Genomic DNA, 753 nt, shown 5'->3' on the forward strand with positions numbered 1-753 from the left:
GGGTTGCTTAAAAGCTATACAGTTTTATGCTTTTGCGATTCTGTTAGTGCCGGAGTACGTGCTTTCGCCGCCTTTCTCACCGTAAAGCTTTGGTTTTTGATGTTTGCCTCGAACCATATCCATAATTTTTTGATTTCGCGATCGTGAGCGCTCAATGACTAAACCGTTTACTTGGTTTAATTCCTTGCACTGTTCGAGTTGATTAAGTGATTGCGACCAAAGAGTTGACAGCTCCGCGTCACCAAGCGCGTCTATCCCCATCTTTACTTTTCCAGCTTCGATAGGTGCTCCAGAGGCAGTGATGAGCTTANCTTTGGCGCGAGCTCGATCTTCAATGTTCTTAACTAGTGTGCCTTTGGTTTTTGCGATGACTTCAATTTCGGTGCTGTTACGATCTTTCAGAGCTTGGGCTTCGTTTAAAAGTGTCTTATGCAATTGATCAAGATCAGAAAGATCTTTATCGATAAGTTGCTTCAGCTGTTTACAGAGGGCAGGTTTGCGTTGTTCGAATGAAGAAGGGGTGTTAGCCATTAGTGCTTGCCTCGAAAAGAATAAATCTATTCGAGATCAAGCATTTTTTGAGCCATGTTTTCAGTGTTTGATTTGTATGTTCCGTCTTCAATCGACGCGCGTAGTTCTGCAACGCGCGCAGCATCAACATCTGGCTCAGATTTGAGAGAGTTCTCTGCTCGGCTAAGAATCTGAGCAGTGTTGCTTAAGCTAACTTGAGCGGAACTGGCCTGAGGAGCAGGG

2 protein-coding genes are annotated in these 753 nt (G+C 44.5%); both read right to left on the bottom strand.

The features are described 5' to 3' along the window. Positions 1 to 24: 24 nt before the first annotated feature. A complete protein-coding gene (locus tag A3739_RS00995; RefSeq protein WP_068499824.1) occupies positions 25 to 531 on the bottom strand; it encodes a flagella synthesis protein FlgN in 507 nt (168 codons plus the stop codon). A gap of 26 nt (positions 532 to 557) precedes the next feature. Next, a partial coding sequence (flgM, locus tag A3739_RS01000; protein ID WP_068499827.1) for a flagellar biosynthesis anti-sigma factor FlgM occupies positions 558 to 753 on the bottom strand: 196 nt, incomplete at its 5' end.

The sequence above is a fragment of the Oleiphilus sp. HI0067 genome (assembly GCF_001635735.1).